Consider the following 15,896-nt stretch of genomic DNA (forward strand, 5'->3'; position numbering starts at 1 on the left):
CATAACTGTTAGTCTGTGCCCACGAGGGAATCGGATCGAGACTGCCGGGTCCCGAGTACCGGCCACTACCGACGAGCGGTGCCGCTCCCGCCACGTATATGACGGTACCACCCATGCCATGTAGCAATGTCTGATGCGGCCACGCCGTCGGTTCCGCGGGGCGAATTCGACTTCCAGCACCGCCCCGAGACCGACCAGTCGTTCGAGAACGCGCTCGCGAAGGCCCGGGCCGGCGACCGCCTCACGGTCGCCGACGGCATCGAGTTGCTCACGACCGGCACCGACCGACCCGGGATCGACCGGGAGCGCAAAGAGCGCGTCCTCGAAGCCGCCGACCGCCGGCGCGCCGAGGTGGTCGGCGAGGAAGTCACCTTCGTCGCCAACCTCAACAACAACGTCACCACCGCCTGTAACACCGGCTGTCTGTTCTGTAACTTCAAGGACCGCTCCGAGCAGTTCCGCACGTCCCACGAGGGCGACCACGGTGGGTTCACCAAGACGCCCGCCGAATCCCGCGAGATCGTCGCCGACGCCGTCGAGCGCGGGATCTACGAGGTCACCTCCGTCTCGGGACTCCACCCCGCGTTCGCGCTGGATTCGGAACACCGCGAGATACTCGAAACCAGCGAGCGCGAGGACCTGAACTACCGCCCGCCCGCGGAGTACGAGAAAAATCCGGGGAACTACGTCGATCAGATCGAGGCGATGAGCGTCGGCGGCGTCCACGTCCACTCGATGACGCCCGAGGAGGCCTACCACGCCCGCCGCGGGACCGACTGGTCCTACGAGGAGGTGTTCCGCCGGCTGAAGGACGCAGGGCTGGATTCGGTCCCGGGCACGGCCGCCGAGATTCTCGTCGACGAGGTGCGCGAGGTCATCTGTCCGGGCAAGATCGGCACCGACGAGTGGCTCGAAGCGATGGCGGCGGCCGCGACCGTCGGCCTCGACACGACAGCGACCATCATGTACGGCCACGTCGAGAACGAGGCCCATCGCGTGCGCCACCTCGACCGGATCCGAGACCTTCAGGAGCGGACCGGTGCGATCACGGAGTTCGTCCCGCTCTCCTTCGTCCACGAGGAGACGCCGCTGGCCGACCGCGGGATGGTGAACTCGGGCGCGACCACCCACGAGGACGAACTGATGATCGCCGTCTCGCGGCTCTACCTCGACAACGTCGAGCACGTCCAGTCCTCGTGGGTGAAGTACGGCGACGCCCAGGGGCTGAAGATGCTCACCTGCGGGGCCGACGACTTCATGGGGACGATCCTCTCCGAGGAGATCACCAAACGCGCCGGCGGGGGGTTCGGCGAGTGCCGATCCGTTCGTGAGTACGCCGACATGATCTCGGCCATCGGCCGCGTCCCCGTCGAGCGCTCGACCGATTACACCGAGCGCCGGCGCGTCGACCCGAGCGCCGAGCAGCTCGGTCCCAAACTCGGCCCGCAGGCCGACGGCACGCCGCTCGTCCCGGATCGCTGAGACAGTGGCAGCGACTCGGCCCTGACCGACTGGCCGCTGGTGATCCGCCTGTCTTTTTATAAGAGGATCCATTCAACTTCGGATGTTTATAAATCCACTTTGGATGGGCGGGTAAAAATCCATTACCGGTCGCCCGCAAATCCGGGACTGCGGCGGGCCAATTGGAGTGTACGGCCCGGGAATCCCTGCTTCGGTGGCTGACGCCGCCGAACGATTCCCCATCCCCCCTTCTCCACTTCACACCGGCAAAAGAAATATATCCTAGTTGTCAGAACGATCGGACGATGCGGCACGTGACGGTTCGACTCTCGCTGGATGCGCCCCGGTTCCACCCCTTCGTGGGTGAGGTGCTGGTCGAGCCCGCGGTGACGATCCGGGCGATCCACCGGGCCGAACTCTTAGACGACGGGACGCTGGTCGCCCTGGCGGAGGGCCGGGGCGACCGGGACCGGTTCGAGTCGCTCGTCAGGGCCGCCGACCCGGTCCGGGAGTGCAGTCTCTCGGGGGAGCGGACGTGGTACGCCTACCTCTCGATCGAACCGACGGAGTTCGCCCGGGCGTTACTGGAGACGCGACGCTCCTCGGACGTGTTCGTGAAGTGGCCGATCAGGATCGTCGACGAGACGACCGTGGAGGCGACCTACGTGGGACACGAGGGCGGGTTCCGCGAGAAACTCGCAGCTCTGCCCGAGGCGATCGACGTCCGGATCGTCCGGACCGGCACGTCCTACCCCGACGCCGCCCAGTTGATGGAGAAACTGACCGACCGACAGCGGGAAATTTTCACCGTCGCAGTCGAGGAGGGGTACTACGCCGATCCGCGCCGGGTGACCCACCGGGAACTGGCCGACGAACTCGGCTGTTCGGCCGCCAACGTCGGCGAACACCTCCGGAAGATCGAGGCGACCGTGTTCCGCGAACTCCACGCTCTCGACGGGTACCCAGATCCCGAGTCCGGAACCGAGAGCCCGAATCAGTGAGACGGTGGACTCGTCGGGTTCGTCCCGCGGTCCCGGACGGCCCGGTACCGCTCGCCGGCCGCGTCGGGGGCGGCGATCGCCGCCCCTATCGGCTCAGAGAGCCACTCGTCGGTCGCGTAGCGGTCGTACACCGGCAGGCGCTCGCGGAGCGGGACGCCCGCGTGATCGGCGACCGCACGTAGTTCGTCCAGCCCCGGCCACTCGTACTCGGGATTGACGTGGTCGACGGTGACCGGCGACACGCCGCCGAGGTCGTCGATCCCGCAGTCGACCACCTCGCGGGCCGGCGCGAGGTTCGGCGGCACCTGCACGCTCACGCTCTCGGGCAGACAGTACCGGGCCATCGCGACCGTCCGCCGGAGCGTCTCCACGCTCGGGGACCCGCCGCGCCAGCGCTCGTTGTCCACGACCGGCTGGACGATCACCTCCTGCACGTGGCCGTGGCGTTCGTCCAGTTCCCGGATCGCCAGCAGCGACTCGGCCCGATCCGCCCAGTCCTCGCCGATGCCGACGAGAATGCCCGTCGTGAACGGGACGCCGAGTTCACCCGCCGTCTCGATCGTCCGGAGCCGCTGGCCAGGGTTCTTGGCGCGGGGGCCGCCGTGAGCCTGTACTTCGGCGGTGGTCTCTAGCATCACGCCCATCGAAGCGTTCAGGTCCGCGACCTCGGCCATCTGCTCGCGTGTCTGATCACCGGGATTGGCGTGGGGGAGCAGCCCTTCCTCCAGGGCGATCTCGCAGGCCTCTCGCAAATACGAGTGGATGGAGTCGTGGCCCCACTCGTCCAGTTGGTCGTGGATCTCGCCGTAGCGGTCGTCGGGGTCGTCCCCGAAGGTGAAGAGGGCCTCCGTACAGCCGGCGTCGGCCCCGCGGCGAACCGTCTCCCGGATCTCGTCGGGACTCATCAGGTCGGCCTGTCCCGGCGGGTCGTAGTAGGTGCAGTAGGTGCAGGTGTACCGGCAGGCCGTCGTCAGCGGGACGAACACGTTCCGGCAGAAGGAGAGGTGGTCGGCCGGGTCAACGTCCGCGGGCGTCACGGAGCGCAACTGCTCGATATCGTCCTCGGCGACGGTCACGTCGACGCCGTACTCGTCGGTCCCCGGAATCACAGGTCCCGGTCGGAGTGCCCCGGACTTCACTCTTGTGCGCGCGTCACGGTCGCGCGGCCGTCTGCGGTCGTGATCTCGAACCCGGCCTCGACCAGCCACTCACGGGCTCGGCCCTCGCCGTGCAACAGGACCTCCACCAGATCTTCGGGCTCGTCCACGTCGGTCGCGAGCCGGACGCTGTCGATCTCGGTTACGTCGGCATCGACGGCGCGGGCCGCCGCCCGGTGGTCGCGGATCGACGCGCCGTGGTAGTCCGTCCGGAATTCGGGGTGGCGGACGACGATCGCGTTGGTCCCGCCACCGCGACCCGGTGCCAACACCACGTCGCCGTCGGCCTCGAACAACCGATCGAGCGCGGCCGGCGTCGCCAGCGCGAGATCGGCCATGACGACCCCGACTGCGTCGGCCCCATCCGAAAAGGCCTCGGCCAGCGCGGCGTTCACGGCCTCGGTCAGGGGTCGGGCGTCGATTCTGACCGGCGCGTCCACGTCGACGGCCGCCGTGGCGAGCACCTCGGGAGAGTGGCGGCTCTCACGAATCGCGTCGAGAACGTCGGCACACATCGTGCGGGCGAAATCCGCCCGTTCAGACGAAGCAAGTGTCCCCGCGAGCCGGGTCTTGGGCTCGTCGACGGCCAGGGGGACGAGAACGTCCATCAGCGCAGTTTGTCGTAGTCGTCGCCGCGGTTGCGCCAGTAGTAGACACCGCCGCCGATCACTGCGATGGCGACGACGGCGACCGCACCGAAGAGCACGAGCTGACTCGTCTGCTGTGACGAGGTAGCCTTCTGTTCGGCCTCGTTGGCCAGGTCCATCGCGTTCTCGAAGTTCCCGCTGTTGTACGAGGAGATAGCGTTGTCGATGGTGCTCTCGACACCGTCCGGGTTGCCGGCGGAGTCGCTGGCTGCTCTGGCGGCGTCGATGGCCTCCCGGGCGTTCTTGCTCTCGTTGGTGTAGACGTGGACGGAGTAGGTCTCGAGCGTCTGGGTGTTGTCGCCGGACGTGCTCGTGACTGCGACGAAGGTCACGTTCTCGGCTGCGGGGTTGCTGTAGTTGTACTCCGGAACCGCGGGGACTTCACCGCGGATCTGGAGGCGGAGTTCGTCACCCGAGGGGTCGCTGGAGACGTCCTGACTGATCGACTGGCCGCCCAGGTCGCTCCACTGCTCGACCCGGGAGCCCTGGTCGTACTCCTCGAGTGTCCAGCTGACGTTGTTCAGCTCCGTCTCCGCGCCGACGGTCCACTGGCTGTTCTCGGTAAACGCGTCGTCGATCGTGACCGTGGTGTTGATCTCGGAACCCGCCTGGGCCTCACGAGCCGGGTCGTCGGCGGTAACGGTCAGCGCCGCGGCTGTCCCGACGGCCCCGAGACAGACCACGAACAGTGCGACTACGATCGTGCCCTTAGAAGAGCGGATCCAGTTCATCATCATCGTCCTCGACTAACTCCTCTAAATTCTCTTTGCTTTCCTGTCGAATCTCGTCGATGTTGTCCTGTGCCTCGATGGCGACCTGCTGGAGCTCCTTGATCCGGGGCACGTTGTGGACGCCCGACAGGAGGATGACGCTCGCGACGTATCCCGACTCGGGGACGGGGTAGTCGCCACCGCGAACCTCCATGCTGCCGGTCTGCTCTTCGAGCCACTTCCGACCGCGTTCGATACCTTTCCGGTTGAGGTGTTTCGGCGGGCCGCTCAACACGAGCAGCGCCCGCTCGGCCCCGTCGATCTCACAGGGGAGGGTCAACCGGCCAAGCGCCGCCTTGCGGACGAGGCTGGTGATGCGGTTGGTCGTGTTGGCGGTGTCCATGCCGTCGTCGCTGTCGTCGCCTTTGAACCGCGAGAGCAACCCGCCACCGCCCTCCTCGGGTTCGACCTCCTCGGCGGCGTAGCCGACCGTCGAGACGCCGCCGCCCGCGAGCGTGTTGATGATCTCGCTGGAGTCGACGACGCTCTCGGCGACCGCGCCGCCCTGATCGACCTCGCCCGCGCCGAAGAGGATGCCGAAGCGCTTGACGATCTCGTCGTTGATCTCGTCGTAGCCGCCCTGGACGCTCTCCCCGGATTTCCGCCAGGCGTCGTTGTCGAACACGAGCAGGTTGTCGACCTCCCGGACGAACGTCTGGAAGGAGCGAGCGGCGTTCAGGGTGTAGATACCCCCCTCGTCGCCGCCGGGCAGGACGCCCAGCCCGTACACCGGCTCGGTGTAGATGCGTTTCAGATGCTTCGCCAGGACGGGGGAGCCCCCCGACCCGGTCCCGCCGCCGAGACCGGCGACGATGAGGAAGGCGTCGACTTCGTGGACGGGGATGTTGTCGATCGCCCCCTGCACTTCGTCGATGTCTTCCTCGGCGATCTCGGCACCGAGTTCGTTGTCGGCACCGACACCGTGTCCTTTCACTCGTGCCTGTCCGATCAGCACGCGGTTGTCTTCCGGTACGCGTTCGAGGCCCAGTAGGTCGGCTTTGGCGGTGTTGACGGCGACCGCAGAGCGGACGATCCCGCTCCCGGTTCGCTCGTCGTACTCCAGGAACTTGTCGACGATTTTCCCGCCCGCTTGGCCGAACCCGATCATCGCGAGTTTCATGACTCGTCTCCGTGTGTGAGGAAACAGTCACATAATGGCTATAAGTTTTACCCCCAAATATCAGCAAATAGAATGCCGGATGCGACACACAACCGCGTGCAAGCAGTCCGGTTAATCGGGGCTTAGCACCGCGAAAAAGGAGCGCTTACGGTCTGGAATCGAGGTATTCGGAGAGCGTCGTCATCTCCGCGGGGTCGACGCCGAAGGCCGCGACGTCGTTGTCGCTGGTCGTGTTGTCGAACTTCAACGAGCGGAACTGATCCCCGCCCATCGGGAATCCAGGGATCACGCCCGCGACCTTGAGGCCGACGCCGGCCAGCCCCATCGGCACCGGGACGATCACGCTGTCCCGGACCAGCTCGGCGATCTCCCGGAGCGAGAGCACTTCGGGGCCGCCGATCTCGTAGGTCTCGCCGACGTGATCGTCGTCTTCCACCGCATCCGCGAGCATGGGCACCAGATCGCCGACCCAGACGGGCTGGAAGTTCGTCTTCTTCCCGCCGCCGGGCAACGGCGCGAGTCCGGGCGGGGTGAGTTTCTTCGTGAAGGAGACGAACTCCCCACCCTCGCCGAACACCACGGAGGGCCGGAACATCACCCAGTCCAGACCCGAGGCGGTGACGACGTCCTCGGCCTGCCCCTTCGCCCGGATGTACGCCGTCGGCCCGTCCGGGTCGGCTCCCAGTGCGCTCATGTGAACCAGCCGGTCGACGCCGTGTTCCTCGGCCGCCTGCACGACGTTGCGTGCGCCCTCGGTGTGGATCTCGAAGTGTTTCTCGTTGCCGCCCGTCGGTTTGAAAAGCGGCGAGAGCGCGACCAGATACACCACCGCGTCCTGCCCCTCGAAGGCTCCCTCGATGGAGTCGTAGGCCGTCACGTCGCCCCGAACCGTGTCGACGCCTGCCGGGAGCGGTTCGCTCTCTGGAGCGCGGGAGAGGACCGTCACGTCGTGGCCGCGGTCCAACAGTTCCTCGCTCAGGTTCGTCCCGATGAAGCCGCTGCCGCCGACGACGAGAACGTTCATACGGGTTACCATTCGGTTTATATGGGGTTAAAACTACCGTGCCACTAGTCAGGTATCCGGCGGTACTCGCCCGTCGTGTTTCGCGGACCGAGAACTGTCAGGGGATATATCCCCGCTGCCGACCGAGTTCCGGTATGACGCTAGTCGTCCCCTTCGACGGGTCGGAACTGGCGGAGGCGGCCCTGGTCCGCGCGACGGAGTTCGGGATCGTCTTCGAGGAGGACGTGCTCGCGGTGAGCGTGATTCCGAAGGGAAACGCCGAGTACGCTCGCGAGCACGGGTGGATCGAATCGAACGAGGACGCCAGCGTGGAGTCGGTCGTCTCGCGACTCCACCGGCAGGTGACCGACCTGTGTCCGTCCGCGAACTTCCGGCACCGCGTCGTCGACAAACACGCGCCCACCGGCGCCATCGCGAAGGAACTGCGCAAGATGGCCGAGCGCGAGGACGCCTCGATGGTGTTCATCGGGAGCGAGAACGCGGGCCACCTGGTCACCTCGATCTCGAGTGTCGGCAGCAGCGTCGCCGCCGAGGAGTCCTACGACGTGGTGATCGTCCGGGACCGCAGTCCGGCCAAGATCGCGAAGCTCAAGGACGCCTCCCCGCACCGCAGGGGGAAGTCAGACTTCTACCTCCCGGACTGATCGGGAACGGCCGATTTACAAGCACCGCCCGCGGAGTACCGCCATGCTCGTCACGCTGGAGGGGATCGACGGCAGCGGCAAGACCACCGTCTGGGACGGTCTGCGTGGGGAACTCGACGGCTCGGTCACCTTTACGCGGGAACCGACCGACTCCTGGTACGGCGAGGCCGTCGACAGGTCGATCCGCGACGACGACGCCGACTCACTCGCGGAGCTGTTCCTCTACACCGCCGACCACGCCGACCACCTCTCGCGAGTCGTCCGCCCCGCGCTGGCGGCCGGCGACCTCGTGATCTCCGACCGCTATTCTGATTCGCGGTACGCCTATCAGGGCGCGACGCTTCGGGGGGAGATCGACGACCCGATGGCCTACGTCCAGCGCGTCCACGAACCGTTCACGCGTGCGCCAGATCTGACGCTGTACTTCGACGTCCCACCGGAGACGGGGGCCGAGCGCAGCGGTGCCACCAACAAGTTCGAGGCCGCGGACTATCTCGCCCGCGTGCGGGACAACTACGAGCGGTTGATCGAGGCCGACCCCGACCGGTTCGTCCGGATCGACGCGACACAGGCTCCCGAAACCGTGCTCTCGACCGCCGTCGACGAGATCGAGCGCCGTCGCCCCTAGGTGCGCTGGCGGCGGTTGTCCGGGACGGGGACGTCGTCGGGTGCGGGCATCCAGAAGAAGTCGAAGGCGATTCCGATAGCTAGCGGGACCAGCACCGTGAGCGCGAGGACGGTACTCGCACTTCCCAGGTTCGGCCCGAGGACCGTCCCGAACAGGATCGTCGTCCCCACCAGCGGGATCGGCGTGAGGACGACGGCGTAGAGCGCGCTGCCCCACTGGGTGTTCAGTCGGACGCGGAAAAACCGGGTCGCGAGCGCCGCGATGGCGGTGTTGAGGCCGACGATGACCAGCAACCCGGCGATGTCGACGGCGGAGACCATACCCCGCGTACGGGCCGGGACTCCTTGGGGGTGTCGGAACCGACGCGAGCACCCGGGATGGAGAGTGAGGCCGCCGCGCCGCTCACTCCAGACAGATGTACGTACGCGTGTCCGCGACGCCGTCTAAGTTCCGCACGTCCGTCGCGACCGAGTGCATCACATCGTAGACCTCCTCGCCCTGGGCCTCGATGATGATGTCGTACTTCCCGGCGACGATGTGCGCCTCGGTGACTCCCGATTGCGCCCGTGTCGCTTCGAGTAACGCCTCCGATTTGCCCGCCGCCGTCTTCACCATGATGTAGGCCCGGACCATGGCCCTTGCTACTCTACCACACATCAAAAGTGTTTATCCGGTCGCTCCCCCGGGGGTCGCGTCGGCCCGGTCGGGATAGTTTTAAGCCTTCCCGTGGCAGAATGTGGCATATGAGATTCGTTATCGTGGGTGCCGGACGTGTCGGCCTCCGGACCGCCCGCGTCCTGCAGGAGAGCGGCCACGAGGTCGTCGTCGTCGAGCGCGACCCGACCTCGGTCGACCGCGCTCGCAAGGAAGGGTTCGACGTGATCGAGGGCGACGGCTCGACCGAGGAGGTCCTCGCGAAGGCCGATCTGGCCACCGCGGACGCCCTCGGCGCGCTGTCGGGCGACCTGAACGACAACTTCATCGCCTGTATGATCGCGAAACACCACGGCTGTCGAACAGTCTTGAGAATCGACGAGGACTACCGCGAGGACATCTACCGGAAGTACGCCTCCGAGGTCGACGAGGTGATCTACCCCGAACGGCTGGGTGCCATCGCCGCCAAGAACGCCCTGATGGGCGGGTCCATCCGTGCCGTCGCCGACATCGCCCGCAACCTCCAGATGGTCGAGTTGACCGTGACCCAGGACGCGCCGATGCGTGGCTACACCCTCAGCGAACTCGAACTGCCCGCCAAATCGAGAGTGCTGGCCTTCGGCAAGCAGGACGCCTCCTACGGCCTCCCCGACGCCGACGCGTCGCTGGAGGCCGGTGACCGGATGGTCGTCCTCGCCGACTTCGGCGTGCTGGACGACGTGCGCCGCATCGTCGTCGGCGACGCACAGGGCCGGGCCGCCGCCGCAGGAGGTGTCTGACCGTGGTCGTCGCCTACGTCATGGTGAAGGCCCACACTGGTGACGCCGACCGCATCAAGGCCGACATCGACGCCGTCTCCGGCGTCGTCGAGTGCTCCATCGTCGCCGGCGACGTGGACTTCATCGCCAAAGTGGACGTGGACTCCCCCGCCGCCGTCAAGGACGTCGCCGCCTCCGGCATTCAGGAAATCGACGGCGTCGAGTCCACGCAGACGTACATCGCGATGGACTAGCACCTTTTTACTGCAGGGGGATTCCTCGGGTGCCGAAGGCACCCTGCGGAACCCCCTTCTGCTCACGGGCGCATAGCGCCCGTTCGCATGGTATGAGGGACCTCCGGTCCCTCACTATTGCAAAAACGTGCGTGAAAAACTCCCTCCGCGCTCGGCTTCGCCTCGCGCGGAGTGAACCGCGGCGCTTCGCGCCGCGGATGCTGGCCATACCGCACAGTCACCGGGAACGCACGACAACTGCACGGCGACCGCGACCCGCACCGCTCCGGTACACACTTGTCTCCGACAGCCGACACCACCCCCAATGGCTCGGTCGCTGAACCACCTCGACACCGTCAGCGTCGGACTGGCCGCCGTCACCGCGCTGGCCGGCCTCGCCGTCTACCCCGAACTCCCCGCCGAGATGGCGATCCACTTCTCCGCGTCGGGCCAACCCGACAACTTCGTCCCGAAGGCGGTCGGCGTCGCCGCCGTTCCCGCGGGGATGGTCCTGACCCATCTCGTCCTGAAGTGGGCCGTCCGCGTCGATCCCCCTGACGATCCTCGCACTATCGTGTTCGTCACCGTCGCCACGATGCTCCTGCTGGCGGCGATCCAGGGGCTCGTCCTCGCGTGGAATCTCGGCTATGCCGTCCCGTTCGATCTCGTCCTGCTCGGCGTCCTCGCGTGGGGTGCCCTGGTCGTCGCCTACACCGCCGTCCGCGAGTACGGACTCGGAATCCCCTGATTACAGCGGCGTGCCGCCGCGCTGACCGCCCTCGCCGCCGCCAGTCGCGGCCTCGCCCAGCAGATCCGCGACGACGCCCTCGTAGTCGTAGCCCGGCACGACGCCCTCGACGTAGGTCCCTTCCACGTACTCCGCGAAGGCCTTCACGACGTCGGGCGCGTGGTCGGCGTTCCCGAACTCGAAGTCGAATTCGGCGACCGCCTCGCCGTCGTCCTCGGTGAGCGTCACCGAATCCAGTTCCACGTCGGTTCGAGTGACCGACGACACGTCTTCGAGACGACGCTCGAACGTGTCGAACCAGCCCGACTCTACCGCGTCGCCGACCTCGCCGTCCACGGCCGAAGACAGCATCGGTGTCCGGACGACCAGCCGGTAGGAAAGCGCCCAGTCGTCGGTCTCGCTCGCGGTCACGCGCCCCTCGAACCGCGTCGTCGTCACGACGAACTCGTCACCGTCGCGCTCGAAGGCCCCGTGGCCCTCGAACGCTCGTTCCGCCCGCTCCGGAATCCCGTCTGTCATGCCACCCAGTACGCGAGCAGCCGGCAAAAGCCCGTTGTGTCGGTGCTCGATTCTACGTGAGAGAAGTCCTGCGAGGGAGGGGATCTGAACTACGTCCAGACGGTCGCTCCCTTCGGTCGCGCTGCGTCTGGCCTCATTCAAATCCTCCGACGATTCCGTCGCGCTGCGGATTGCAGCGCGACTCCATGCGAGGGAGGGGATTTGAACCACGGTCGTTCCCGTTCGCTCGCTTCGCTCACTCACCTCTCACTCCCTGATTCAAATCCCACAACGATTCGCCCGCGCCACGGAATGTGGCGCGGTCTCATGCGAGGGAGGGGATTTGAACCGGAGCCAGAGGTTCCTGCTCGCTCGCTTCGCTCGCTGTGCGGGCTGCCACTGGCAGGGTTCAAACCCTCCGACGATTCCGTCGCGCCACGGAATGTGGCGCGACTCCATGCGAGGGAGGGGATTTGAACCACGGTCGTTCCCGTTCGCTCGCTTCGCTCACTCACCTCTCACTCCCTGATTCAAATCCCACAACGATTCGCCCGCGCCACGGAATGTGGCGCGGTCTCATGCGAGGGAGGGGATTTGAACCCCTGGACCCCTACGGGAGCGGATCTTAAGTCCGCCGCCGTTTCCAGGCTTGGCTACCCTCGCACAGTTCCCCCTCCATCCGTGAGGGGTTTGTCGGTTTCGGTCCGCAATCTCCCCCAGTTCACGGTCGCGGCTGGACTGACACGAACCTGAAACCGGAACAACAGGTATGTGCGTCGATGTGCAATGACAGTCATCAATTACCATTTTAGGCACTCGAATGTGGTATAAACTAACACAATCTTTTTGACGGGGTCAAGTCACGTTCGTGTGTTCGGAGTAACACAATGAACGCTGGAAACGATGGAATTATCGACTCGATCACCCGACGAAAGCTCCTGGGAGGTGCCGGTGCAACGCTCGCACTCGGCAGTCTCGCAGGGTGTTCCGGGAACACCGAGAGTAGTTCGAAACTGAAGTTCGCACAGGCGAAAGGGCCGATCGAGTTCGACCCGATCGTCCTCAACGACGTCCCGTCGGCGGAGATCGCCCAGTTGATCTTCGACTCGCTGTACACGTACGGCGCGGAGACGGAGCTGAACCCGTCCATCGCCAAATCGATGCCGGAGGTCGAACGCGGCGGCCAACGCTGGATCGTCGAACTCAAAGACGATGCCACGTTCCAGAACGGCGACACCGTCACCGCCGAGGACGTGACGTACACCTTCCGCCAGCCGGTCAAAGAGAGCACCGAGAACGCGGGGGAGTTCAACATGATCGAGTCGGCGACGGCCGTCGACGAGAAGACCGTACAGTTCGACCTGAAGTACCAGTTCGGGGCCTTCAAACACTATCTCCCCTTCGAGATCGTCTCCAAGTCCGCGCGTGAAGGGAACAAGCAGTCGTTCAACAAGGAAAACCCCGTGGGCGCCGGCCCGTACGAGTTCGACGAGTGGAAGCAAGGGGAGTACGTCCGCCTCAAGAAGTGGGGCGATTACTGGGCCGATCCGACGCCGAACGTCGAGACCATCGAGTTCAAGCCAGTTACCGAGGGCACGACGCGCGTCACGACGCTCAAGACCGGCAAGAACGACGTCATCAAGACCGTCCCGCCGAACTCCTGGAGTACCGTCGAGAACATGGACAAGGCAAGCATCAACGCCGTACCCAGCGTGAGCTACTTCTACCTCGCGTTCAACTGCAACGAGGGGCCGACCCAGAACGCGGAGGTCCGCGAGGCCATCGACTACCTGGTCTCGATGGACGAAGCCGTCTCACAGTTCGTCGAACCGTCGGGCGTGCGCCAGTACGCGCCGGTGCCGGAACAGGTGTCCGAGGAGTGGGACTTCCCCGTCGACGACTGGAAGGGGATCCGCCACGAGAAGGACATCGACCGGGGCAAGTCCATGCTCGAGTCGAGCGACGCCGTCCCGAGCGACTGGTCGGCGCGGATCATCGTCCCGCCGGACAACAAGCGCGAACAGGTCGGCATCTCCGTCGCCAACGGCATCAAGGAAGCCGGGTTCGACGCCACCGTCCAGCGACTCGACTGGGGGAAGTTCACCAACCAGTACGTCACCGGTGAGGCCAGCGACTACAACATGTTCACGCTCGGCTGGTCGGGCGCGGCCGACCCCGACACCTTCATGTACTTCCTGTTCTCCCAGGAGATGGAAGGCGTCACGAACGGCTCGTACTACGACAACGACACGGTCGACCAGCAGATCATGGACGCTCGCGAGTCGACCGACCGGGACGAGCGGAAACGACTGTACGAAGAGGCCGTTCCGACGCTGCTCGAAGACCGGGTCCACCTGCCGGCGTACGCGCTGAAGAACAACTTCGGCGTCCGCAATCGCGTCTCGGACTTCGCGGCCCATCCCATCGACCAGTTCCACTTCACCTCGGGCCACAACAACGTCTCGCTCCAGTGAGCTATGCAGGAACGAGACTCATGGAGGTGACGAGACGTGGGGATCTACCGCTATACGCTGCGTCGTCTGCTGCAGGCCGTCCCGGTCTTGCTCGGCGTCGTGACGATCACGTTCTTCCTCTCGAACGCCATTCCCGGGAACCCGGTGGATATCATGCTCGGACCGTCACCGAGTCAGACCGCCGCCGAGGCCATCAAGGCGAAGTACGGCCTCAACCAGCCACTGCCGGTCCGGTACGTCAACTACGTGGCCGGCGTCCTGCAGGGCGACCTGGGGACCAGCCTCGAGTACGGCGTGCCCGTCACCCAGAAGATCATGGAACGGCTCCCGCCGACGATGCTGCTCATCGTCTCCAGTTTCGTCTTCGCGATCGCCACCGCCGTGCCCCTGGGCGTCATCTCGGCCAAGCGACGGAACGAGCCAACGGACCACGCCGCCCGCGTCGTCTCGCTGATCGGCGTGAGCACGCCCTCCTTTTGGATCGGGCTGATGCTCATCCTGATCTTCGCCTACCACCTCGGCTGGTTGCCCGCGACGAACCTCGTCATGCCGTGGGCGGACCCGGCCGAATTCGGACTGACGGCCGGTCCCGGACTGCTCGACCGGATCGTCGCACGGGCCCGCGTGCTGGGTATCGCCGGGACGAACCTCCTGCTCCCCATGCTGACGCTCGGCACCCTCCAGATGGCCGCCATCACGCGCATCGAGCGCTCCTCGATGCTGGAAGTCCTCTCGGAGGACTACGTGCGCCTGGCGCGAGCCTACGGCGTGCCGGAACGAACCATCCTCCGGAAACACGCCTTCCGGAACGCCCAGTTGCCGGTCATCACGATCATCGGACTGCAGCTGTCGGCGGCGTTCAGCGGCGCGGTCCTGACCGAGACGGTGTTCGAGATCAACGGCATGGGCCGGCTGATCGTCCAGTCTATCTACTCGCTCGATTACCCCGTGATCATGGGGACGACGCTCGTGGTGAGCTTCATCTTCGTCGTGGGCGTCATCCTCACCGACATCTCGTACGCCTACGTCGATCCGCGGGTCAGCTACGGGGAGCGTGAGTGATCCATGGCGACCCCGACTGACGATTCCACGACGGCAATCAGATCGGACGACAAGATAACAGACACCGAGGACGACGAGGAGGACTTCGAGGCCCGCGTCGGCTGGCGATACACCGTCGGCCAGATCAAACGCGATCCGACGGCGCTGCTCGGGCTCGGAATCATCCTCGTCGTGACCACGATGGCGACGGTCTCGTTCGTGGACGGCGTGGTGCTCCCGTGGCTCGGATTCGAGAAGTACGTGATCGCCAAATCGGTCTGGATGAGTCCGCTGGCCGAACCCGCGAACACGCCCCAGTTTCTCCCCCCAGTCGGGTTGGAGAACACCGCCGGGGAAGGGACGTGGGCCCACCCGCTCGGGACCGACAACCGCGGCCGGGACATCCTGCTGCGGATAATCTACGGCTCCCGCATCGCCATTCAGGTGGCCGTCATCGCGACGGCCGTCGGGATGGTCGGCGGGACGCTCGTCGGCGCGGTCGCGGGCTACTACGGCGGCGTCGTCGACGACGTGTTGATGCGCCTGGTCGAGACGCTGTACGCTATCCCCTTCCTCGTGCTGGTGCTCGCGTTCATGGCGGCACTCGGCCGCGACCTGACCTTCGCCATGATCGGCGTCGGGATCGTCTCCATCCCGGAGTTCGCCCGCCTCATCCGCTCGCGGGTCGTCAGCGTGCGCGAGGAGGAGTACATCGACGCGGCGCGCGCGGCCGGCGTCCGCGACCGGAACATCATCCGTCGCCACGTCATCCCGAACAGTTTCGCGCCGGTACTGGTCCAGGGGACGCTGCGCATCGGCAGCGCCATCCTGATCGTCGCCGGCCTCTCGTTCCTCGGGTTCGGCGTCCAGCCACCGACGCCGTCCTGGGGCGCGATGCTGTCCCAGTCGCGCAATTCGATGATCGCCAGTCCGTTCTACAGCATCTGGCCCGGACTGGCCATCCTGATCACCGTCGTCGGGTTCAACCTCTTCGGCGACGGCCTGCGAGACGCACTCGATCCACGACTCGACAACTGA

At 65.8% G+C, this 15,896-nt stretch carries 18 protein-coding genes and 1 tRNA gene; 10 read left to right on the forward strand and 9 right to left on the reverse strand.

All coding sequences use genetic code 11. The annotated features are described in order from the left end of the window. Positions 1-126: 126 nt before the first annotated feature. Positions 127-1,482 carry a 7,8-didemethyl-8-hydroxy-5-deazariboflavin synthase subunit CofH gene (cofH, locus tag BV210_RS12040; RefSeq protein ID WP_077206876.1) on the forward strand — a complete coding sequence of 452 codons (1,356 nt, stop codon included), beginning with the start codon at positions 127-129 and terminating at the stop codon, positions 1,480-1,482. Positions 1,483-1,766: 284 nt separating this feature from the next. Next, positions 1,767-2,462 carry a helix-turn-helix domain-containing protein gene (locus BV210_RS12045; RefSeq protein WP_077206877.1) on the forward strand — a complete coding sequence of 232 codons (696 nt, stop codon included), beginning with the start codon at positions 1,767-1,769 and terminating at the stop codon, positions 2,460-2,462. On the opposite strand, the gene cofG is transcribed toward BV210_RS12045, so the two are convergent. From cofG to BV210_RS12070, 5 genes are all read right to left on the reverse strand, one after another. After that, a complete protein-coding gene (gene cofG / locus BV210_RS12050) occupies positions 2,456-3,571 on the reverse strand; it encodes a 7,8-didemethyl-8-hydroxy-5-deazariboflavin synthase subunit CofG (protein WP_077206878.1) in 1,116 nt (371 codons plus the stop codon). The two genes, BV210_RS12045 and cofG, sit on opposite strands and share 7 nt — an antisense overlap. Positions 3,572-3,597: 26 nt before the next feature. Beyond that, positions 3,598-4,227: a 2-phospho-L-lactate guanylyltransferase gene (gene cofC / locus BV210_RS12055; RefSeq protein ID WP_077206879.1), complete on the reverse strand. Its 630-nt coding sequence runs from the start codon at positions 4,225-4,227 to the stop codon at positions 3,598-3,600. After that, positions 4,227-4,997, reverse strand: a complete 771-nt coding sequence (locus BV210_RS12060; protein ID WP_077206880.1) for a hypothetical protein — start codon at positions 4,995-4,997, stop codon at positions 4,227-4,229. Before BV210_RS12060 ends, cofC begins: the two co-directional genes overlap by 1 nt. Further along, positions 4,975-6,156 carry a tubulin/FtsZ family protein gene (locus BV210_RS12065; protein WP_077206881.1) on the reverse strand — a complete coding sequence of 394 codons (1,182 nt, stop codon included), beginning with the start codon at positions 6,154-6,156 and terminating at the stop codon, positions 4,975-4,977. Before BV210_RS12065 ends, BV210_RS12060 begins: the two co-directional genes overlap by 23 nt. A 145-nt stretch (positions 6,157-6,301) precedes the next feature. Then, positions 6,302-7,180 carry a complex I NDUFA9 subunit family protein gene (locus tag BV210_RS12070; RefSeq protein WP_077206882.1) on the reverse strand — a complete coding sequence of 293 codons (879 nt, stop codon included), beginning with the start codon at positions 7,178-7,180 and terminating at the stop codon, positions 6,302-6,304. Between the two features lie 134 nt (positions 7,181-7,314). On the opposite strand from BV210_RS12070, the gene BV210_RS12075 reads away from it, so the two are divergent. Both BV210_RS12075 and tmk read left to right on the forward strand, forming a co-directional pair. Then, positions 7,315-7,824 carry a universal stress protein gene (locus BV210_RS12075; RefSeq protein ID WP_077206883.1) on the forward strand — a complete coding sequence of 170 codons (510 nt, stop codon included), beginning with the start codon at positions 7,315-7,317 and terminating at the stop codon, positions 7,822-7,824. Positions 7,825-7,867: 43 nt separating this feature from the next. Then, complete coding sequence (gene tmk / locus BV210_RS12080; protein ID WP_077206884.1) at positions 7,868-8,452, forward strand: dTMP kinase; 585 nt, start codon at positions 7,868-7,870, stop codon at positions 8,450-8,452. On the opposite strand, the gene BV210_RS12085 is transcribed toward tmk, so the two are convergent. Next, a complete protein-coding gene (locus BV210_RS12085) occupies positions 8,449-8,772 on the reverse strand; it encodes a hypothetical protein (RefSeq protein WP_077206885.1) in 324 nt (107 codons plus the stop codon). The two genes, tmk and BV210_RS12085, sit on opposite strands and share 4 nt — an antisense overlap. An 82-nt stretch (positions 8,773-8,854) precedes the next feature. Then, positions 8,855-9,085 carry an Lrp/AsnC ligand binding domain-containing protein gene (locus BV210_RS12090; protein WP_077206886.1) on the reverse strand — a complete coding sequence of 77 codons (231 nt, stop codon included), beginning with the start codon at positions 9,083-9,085 and terminating at the stop codon, positions 8,855-8,857. Between the two features lie 110 nt (positions 9,086-9,195). On the opposite strand from BV210_RS12090, the gene BV210_RS12095 reads away from it, so the two are divergent. The 3 genes from BV210_RS12095 to BV210_RS12105 all read left to right on the forward strand — a co-directional run bounded on the left by BV210_RS12095 (position 9,196) and on the right by BV210_RS12105 (position 10,845). Next, the gene (locus BV210_RS12095) at positions 9,196-9,885 is read left to right on the forward strand and encodes a TrkA family potassium uptake protein (protein WP_077206887.1); all 690 of its coding nucleotides are present in this window, start codon (positions 9,196-9,198) and stop codon (positions 9,883-9,885) included. Between the two features lie 2 nt (positions 9,886-9,887). Next, the gene (locus BV210_RS12100) at positions 9,888-10,118 is read left to right on the forward strand and encodes an Lrp/AsnC family transcriptional regulator (RefSeq protein ID WP_077206888.1); all 231 of its coding nucleotides are present in this window, start codon (positions 9,888-9,890) and stop codon (positions 10,116-10,118) included. 304 nt (positions 10,119-10,422) lie between these two features. Next, positions 10,423-10,845, forward strand: coding sequence for a DUF1648 domain-containing protein (locus BV210_RS12105; protein ID WP_077206889.1), 423 nt, complete (start codon positions 10,423-10,425; stop codon positions 10,843-10,845). On the opposite strand, the gene BV210_RS12110 is transcribed toward BV210_RS12105, so the two are convergent. After that, positions 10,846-11,364 (reverse strand): DUF5813 family protein, encoded by a 519-nt coding sequence (locus BV210_RS12110; RefSeq protein ID WP_077206890.1) that lies wholly within the window; start codon positions 11,362-11,364, stop codon positions 10,846-10,848. It abuts the gene before it with no gap. A 558-nt stretch (positions 11,365-11,922) separates the two neighbouring features. Then, positions 11,923-12,006: transfer RNA gene (locus tag BV210_RS12115), tRNA-Leu, on the reverse strand. Positions 12,007-12,230: 224 nt separating this feature from the next. On the opposite strand from BV210_RS12115, the gene BV210_RS12120 reads away from it, so the two are divergent. The 3 genes from BV210_RS12120 to BV210_RS12130 are packed head-to-tail and all read left to right on the forward strand — an operon-like array spanning position 12,231 to position 15,896. Continuing rightward, on the forward strand, positions 12,231-13,817 hold the full coding sequence (locus tag BV210_RS12120; protein ID WP_077206891.1) for an ABC transporter substrate-binding protein: 1,587 nt from the start codon (positions 12,231-12,233) through the stop codon (positions 13,815-13,817). A gap of 36 nt (positions 13,818-13,853) precedes the next feature. Then, positions 13,854-14,879, forward strand: coding sequence for an ABC transporter permease (locus BV210_RS12125; RefSeq protein ID WP_077206892.1), 1,026 nt, complete (start codon positions 13,854-13,856; stop codon positions 14,877-14,879). A 3-nt stretch (positions 14,880-14,882) separates the two neighbouring features. Continuing rightward, positions 14,883-15,896, forward strand: a complete 1,014-nt coding sequence (locus tag BV210_RS12130; RefSeq protein ID WP_077206893.1) for an ABC transporter permease — start codon at positions 14,883-14,885, stop codon at positions 15,894-15,896.

Source organism: Halorientalis sp. IM1011, assembly GCF_001989615.1.
GTDB lineage: Archaea > Halobacteriota > Halobacteria > Halobacteriales > Haloarculaceae > Halorientalis.

Excerpts from the sequence above, each read along its gene's own strand:
- cofH (WP_077206876.1), top strand. The coding sequence starts at position 127 with ATGTCTGATGCGGCCACGCCGTCGGTTCCGCGGGGCGAATTCGACTTC.
- BV210_RS12045 (WP_077206877.1), top strand. The coding sequence starts at position 1,767 with ATGCGGCACGTGACGGTTCGACTCTCGCTGGATGCGCCCCGGTTCCAC.
- cofC (WP_077206879.1), bottom strand. The coding sequence starts at position 4,227 with ATGGACGTTCTCGTCCCCCTGGCCGTCGACGAGCCCAAGACCCGGCTC.
- BV210_RS12060 (WP_077206880.1), bottom strand. The coding sequence starts at position 4,997 with ATGAACTGGATCCGCTCTTCTAAGGGCACGATCGTAGTCGCACTGTTC.
- BV210_RS12065 (WP_077206881.1), bottom strand. The coding sequence starts at position 6,156 with ATGAAACTCGCGATGATCGGGTTCGGCCAAGCGGGCGGGAAAATCGTC.
- BV210_RS12070 (WP_077206882.1), bottom strand. The coding sequence starts at position 7,180 with ATGAACGTTCTCGTCGTCGGCGGCAGCGGCTTCATCGGGACGAACCTG.
- BV210_RS12075 (WP_077206883.1), top strand. The coding sequence starts at position 7,315 with ATGACGCTAGTCGTCCCCTTCGACGGGTCGGAACTGGCGGAGGCGGCC.
- tmk (WP_077206884.1), top strand. The coding sequence starts at position 7,868 with ATGCTCGTCACGCTGGAGGGGATCGACGGCAGCGGCAAGACCACCGTC.
- BV210_RS12085 (WP_077206885.1), bottom strand. The coding sequence starts at position 8,772 with ATGGTCTCCGCCGTCGACATCGCCGGGTTGCTGGTCATCGTCGGCCTC.
- BV210_RS12090 (WP_077206886.1), bottom strand. The coding sequence starts at position 9,085 with ATGGTCCGGGCCTACATCATGGTGAAGACGGCGGCGGGCAAATCGGAG.
- BV210_RS12095 (WP_077206887.1), top strand. The coding sequence starts at position 9,196 with ATGAGATTCGTTATCGTGGGTGCCGGACGTGTCGGCCTCCGGACCGCC.
- BV210_RS12105 (WP_077206889.1), top strand. The coding sequence starts at position 10,423 with ATGGCTCGGTCGCTGAACCACCTCGACACCGTCAGCGTCGGACTGGCC.
- BV210_RS12110 (WP_077206890.1), bottom strand. The coding sequence starts at position 11,364 with ATGACAGACGGGATTCCGGAGCGGGCGGAACGAGCGTTCGAGGGCCAC.
- BV210_RS12120 (WP_077206891.1), top strand. The coding sequence starts at position 12,231 with ATGAACGCTGGAAACGATGGAATTATCGACTCGATCACCCGACGAAAG.
- BV210_RS12130 (WP_077206893.1), top strand. The coding sequence starts at position 14,883 with ATGGCGACCCCGACTGACGATTCCACGACGGCAATCAGATCGGACGAC.